Source organism: Photobacterium sp. OFAV2-7 (assembly GCF_022347985.1).
GTDB lineage: Bacteria > Pseudomonadota > Gammaproteobacteria > Enterobacterales > Vibrionaceae > Photobacterium.
Map to the genome: position 1 here is coordinate 1 of NZ_JAKRFQ010000463.1, position 3,991 is coordinate 3,991.

The following is a 3,991-nucleotide window of genomic DNA, read 5'->3' on the forward strand; positions in this document are numbered from 1 at the left end:
GTAATAATAATGGTGGTGGTAGTGCTGATCGCTGAAAACATAATAGCCTTAGGTTTAGCCAATATTCTGTATTACTTAACGTTTACCTGATTCCACAGACCGAGTCAACAAGCTTTTTTGCTTTTCTCGAATAAGCTGCTAGCAAATAGGTGACAAAACACCCACTTTATCAATCGCTAAAAGGAATAAAAAACAGGGGATAGATTGAAGTTAAGCGTGCACCGTTGCATAGTAGTGTTTATGATGAATAATAATTAGCCAGATTTGAGACAGAAAATTTAAATTCTCTGTCTACTCTTTAGTTCGGAGGGATCCCGAATGGCAGCAGTAATGGAACAGCTAGTAGCCCACACAATCTTGCAAGGCTTTGATGCCATGTACGGCCGATTCCTGGATGTCACCGCCGGTGCCCAGGAACGTTTCGAAAGCCAAAACTGGCCTGCCGTCCATCAGGCACTCAAAAAGCGGATCAGTTTTTACGATCACCATGTCGGGCTGGTCACCAGCCAGATCCAGATCATGCTCGGCGAGCGTTATGCCAACCGCACCTTTCTCATGGCGGTGAAGTCGGCCTATGAAGATCTCCTGCTGGACTACCCCCGGTACGACATTGCCGAGAGCTTTTTCAATTCCGTCTACTGCCGGATCTTCGAGCACCGCAACATCAACCGGGACAAGCTGTTTGTCCACAGCTCACAAGAAGGGCGGATCCCGACCTATCCCACTTCGCTCACTCGCATCTACAATAACGGCAACGGGTTGAAAAGTGTTCTGGAACGCATGCTGGACGACACCCCGTTTACCTTGAGCTGGGAAGACAAAAATCGAGATATCGACCTTATTGTCCAGCGGCTGCAAAACGATCTGGGCACCACGCTAGGCAACGCTCCGGTCATAGAAATGATCCGGGAGCCCTTCTACCGCAACAAGGCAGCCTACCTGATTGGCCGGATTTACCTCAACGATAACAGTACGGTACCGCTGGTATTGCCCGTGCTCAATAACAGCAGCAGGGAGCTGTATATCGATGCCTGCCTGTTCCATGTCGACAACGTCAGCATTATCTTCGGTTTTGCCCGATCCTACTTCATGGTCTATGCCCCGGCCCCTGCCGCTCTGGTCCGTTTTCTGGCCGAGCTGATCCCCAACAAGACCAAAGCCGAGCTCTATACGGCGATAGGCTGTCAAAAGCATGGCAAAACCGAGCTATACCGAGAGTTTCTCCACCACGTAGAACACTCCGACGATCAGTTTATTTCGGCCCCGGGGATCAAGGGGATGGTGATGTCTGTGTTCACCCTGCCCTCCTATGACTTTGTGTTCAAGATCATCAAGGACAAGTTTGCCCCGCAAAAAGATATCTGCCACGCCACGGTCAGGGAAAAATACAAGCTGGTCAAGGAGCACGACCGGGTAGGCCGGATGGCAGATACCCAGGAATACCGCAACTTTTCTTTCGAACGTCACCGATTCAGCGATGAGCTGCTGGAAGAGCTGCTCGAGGTGGCCCCATCGATCATCAAAGTCACAGACGATCAGATCATAATCAAGCACCTGTATACCGAACGGCGCATGATCCCGTTTAATATCTATATCGAGCAGGCCAATGAACAGGATCTTCGCCATGCGGTCGACGAGTACGGTAAGGCTATCAAGCAGTTGGCCGCGGCCAATATTTTCCCCGGCGACATGCTGTTCAAAAACTTTGGCGTCACCCGGCACAAACGGGTGGTGTTCTATGATTACGATGAAATTAGCTATATGACCGAAATGAACTTCCGCAAGATCCCGCCTCCCCGCTACCCTGAAGACGAGATGGCAGCCGAACCCTGGTACAGCGTGGGAGTCAACGATGTCTTCCCGGAAGAATTTCGGACATTTCTATTGATCAACCCGACCGTCAGGGCCTTGTTCAATGAACTTCACAGCGATCTGTTTGAAGCCAGCTACTGGCAGCAACTGCAGCAAAATATAACCAACGGCCAATATGAGGACGTCTACCCCTACAGCAACAAGCAGCGACTGAGAAAATAGATCCAGGAACGGATCCTAAAAGGGCGGATAACAGAGCTGATAACAAAATTGCTATGCCTAATATCTCATAAGAGCAATTAATGCATACCAATCTTGAGAATTCTGTCCTAGTATTGATAAGGCTGACTATGAACAGCACAGCATAAAAATAGAATCATAAACAATAACAAGACACAGGGATGGTGGCGCAATGAAAAACTTGCTGATCACAGTTACCCTGCTGGTAGTGGCATTACCAACAACAGCAGCAGAAACAGGACTATTTAGCCTGATCGGACAGAATGGCGATTCTTCCGGCTGGTTTATGTCGTCCCAGTCTAAGAGTGCCGAGCAGTTCGATGTCTGGCAGATCGACAGCGGCTATGCCTATTCCCTGAGCGATAACACCGAGCTCTATCTCAGTACACGTCTTAAATCAGGCAACCAGGCCCAGGCAGCCACCCGCGGACTACTCTCCGGGGTGAAATACAGCTTTACGCCGAAAATCAGCCTGCAAAGTGCATTAACCTCTGAAACCGTCCAGAAAGACACCGTGATGGGAGTAGAAGTGTCGAGTCAGTATGAGGTCACCGAACGGGTAAACCTTCATGCGACCGTCGACTACGAGGCACTGGAGCAAATCTACCAACTGGGCATCGGGTTTCGTTTCTAGCTCCCTCCGCCCATTTAGCTCAACGAATACAAACACCGGATGCCTATATTCGTTAGCTATGCGTTCAACGGTGACCGACGGTGAATTTACTCCTCCGCATCAAGAAACGAGAGATCCAGCGGCTTCTGGCTCAGTAAGATCCCGTTCAGATCGGCATACAGCATATCCCCTGGATACACCATGGTATGGGCAACAGTCAGGGTGACATTGCGATCTCCGGTTTGCCTTTTCTCCGTTTTAAGCGGACAGGTCGCCAGAGCCTTCACCCCGATATCCATGGTAGCCAGGGTGCCGACATCACGCGCCGCGCCATTAACCACGATGCCTTCCCAGTGATTCTTCTGGGCTAACAAGGCCAGTTGATCGCCCAGCAGAGCCAGCCGGCAGGAGCCGTGGCCATCGATAAACAAAACTTTGCCGGTGCCGTCTTCGGAGACAATATCTCGTACCAGGCTGTTATCCTCAAAGCAGCGCAGGGTCACTACTTCACCATAAAAAACCTTTCTGCCGCCGTAGTCATGCATTGTCAGAGGTAGCCAGCGAACATCCTGTCCAAAGCGATCACACAAATCGGGTAGTAAATCTAGCATCACAATCTCCTTTGTCTTCAAAGCAAGTACCGCACCTCTACTCAGTGTAGAAAAAGTCTTTGATTTCACCCAGTTTTGTTATTGCCACATCTGTCATCAAGGCCGGCACCAGGCGCAGCTCCCCCAGCTCAACCCAGTAAAATGCATTCTGCTGCCAGCGACATGCCAACTGCCGAGCCTCTGCCACCGTGATGTCGGCAGCAAAGCCAATCTCCTGCCAGCTGCCGTCCGGCGCACTGGTTGTCACCCTTTGTACCCCATTTGTCATACTTAGGAGCTCAATTTTCAGTAATTCGTTCCGTTTTAGGTTGTCAGGGTTATTAAGAACAATGCTTCTGGGATTAAATGCTGTTAGAATTGCAAAGCGAGGGTAAACAGGGTGTTGCTCGGCTTTGAACAAAATAGCCTGGTAGCTACACCATAACGAGATGTTTTCACACATTTTCAGTTTTACCTTCAGTGCGACGTAGTATTTTGTAGCTAATGTTAAACAAACTGAAGACTCGTAATAGCATTCATTCTGTTTGATATAAATCAAGAAAGCGCCAAAAAGCAGTCACGAAACAAAGCCGCAATATTGTTAGCGAGCTGTTAAGTGCATACAATCGTCGCCATCCCACGGAGATTGTAGCCAATGCCCCTAGTTTTCGGGCTTTTTCAGCGCAGATTGTAAAATAACATCTGGCTGAATAAAGGATGGCGTACCAAACAGTCA

4 protein-coding genes are annotated in these 3,991 nt (G+C 49.3%); 2 read left to right on the forward strand and 2 right to left on the reverse strand.

The window, feature by feature from the left end; translation table 11 throughout:
* Nucleotides 1–318: 318 nt before the first annotated feature.
* Nucleotides 319–2,034, forward strand: a complete 1,716-nt coding sequence (gene aceK / locus MHN01_RS18965) for a bifunctional isocitrate dehydrogenase kinase/phosphatase (RefSeq protein WP_239412780.1) — start codon at nt 319–321, stop codon at nt 2,032–2,034.
* Between the two features lie 190 nt (nt 2,035–2,224).
* Nucleotides 2,225–2,686 (forward strand): hypothetical protein, encoded by a 462-nt coding sequence (locus tag MHN01_RS18970; protein ID WP_239412781.1) that lies wholly within the window; start codon nt 2,225–2,227, stop codon nt 2,684–2,686.
* An 86-nt stretch (nt 2,687–2,772) separates the two neighbouring features.
* On the opposite strand, the gene MHN01_RS18975 is transcribed toward MHN01_RS18970, so the two are convergent.
* Nucleotides 2,773–3,276: a putative 4-hydroxy-4-methyl-2-oxoglutarate aldolase gene (locus tag MHN01_RS18975; protein ID WP_239412782.1), complete on the reverse strand. Its 504-nt coding sequence runs from the start codon at nt 3,274–3,276 to the stop codon at nt 2,773–2,775.
* Between the two features lie 37 nt (nt 3,277–3,313).
* A complete protein-coding gene (locus tag MHN01_RS18980) occupies nt 3,314–3,718 on the reverse strand; it encodes a DUF3293 domain-containing protein (RefSeq protein ID WP_239412783.1) in 405 nt (134 codons plus the stop codon).
* Between the last annotated feature and the right edge of the window lie 273 nt (nt 3,719–3,991).

Bases quoted from the DNA above. Each gene is read 5' to 3' on its own strand.
- aceK (WP_239412780.1), top strand. From the start codon at position 319: ATGGCAGCAGTAATGGAACAGCTAGTAGCCCACACAATCTTGCAAGGC.
- MHN01_RS18970 (WP_239412781.1), top strand. From the start codon at position 2,225: ATGAAAAACTTGCTGATCACAGTTACCCTGCTGGTAGTGGCATTACCA.
- MHN01_RS18975 (WP_239412782.1), bottom strand. From the start codon at position 3,276: ATGCTAGATTTACTACCCGATTTGTGTGATCGCTTTGGACAGGATGTT.
- MHN01_RS18980 (WP_239412783.1), bottom strand. From the start codon at position 3,718: ATGTGTGAAAACATCTCGTTATGGTGTAGCTACCAGGCTATTTTGTTC.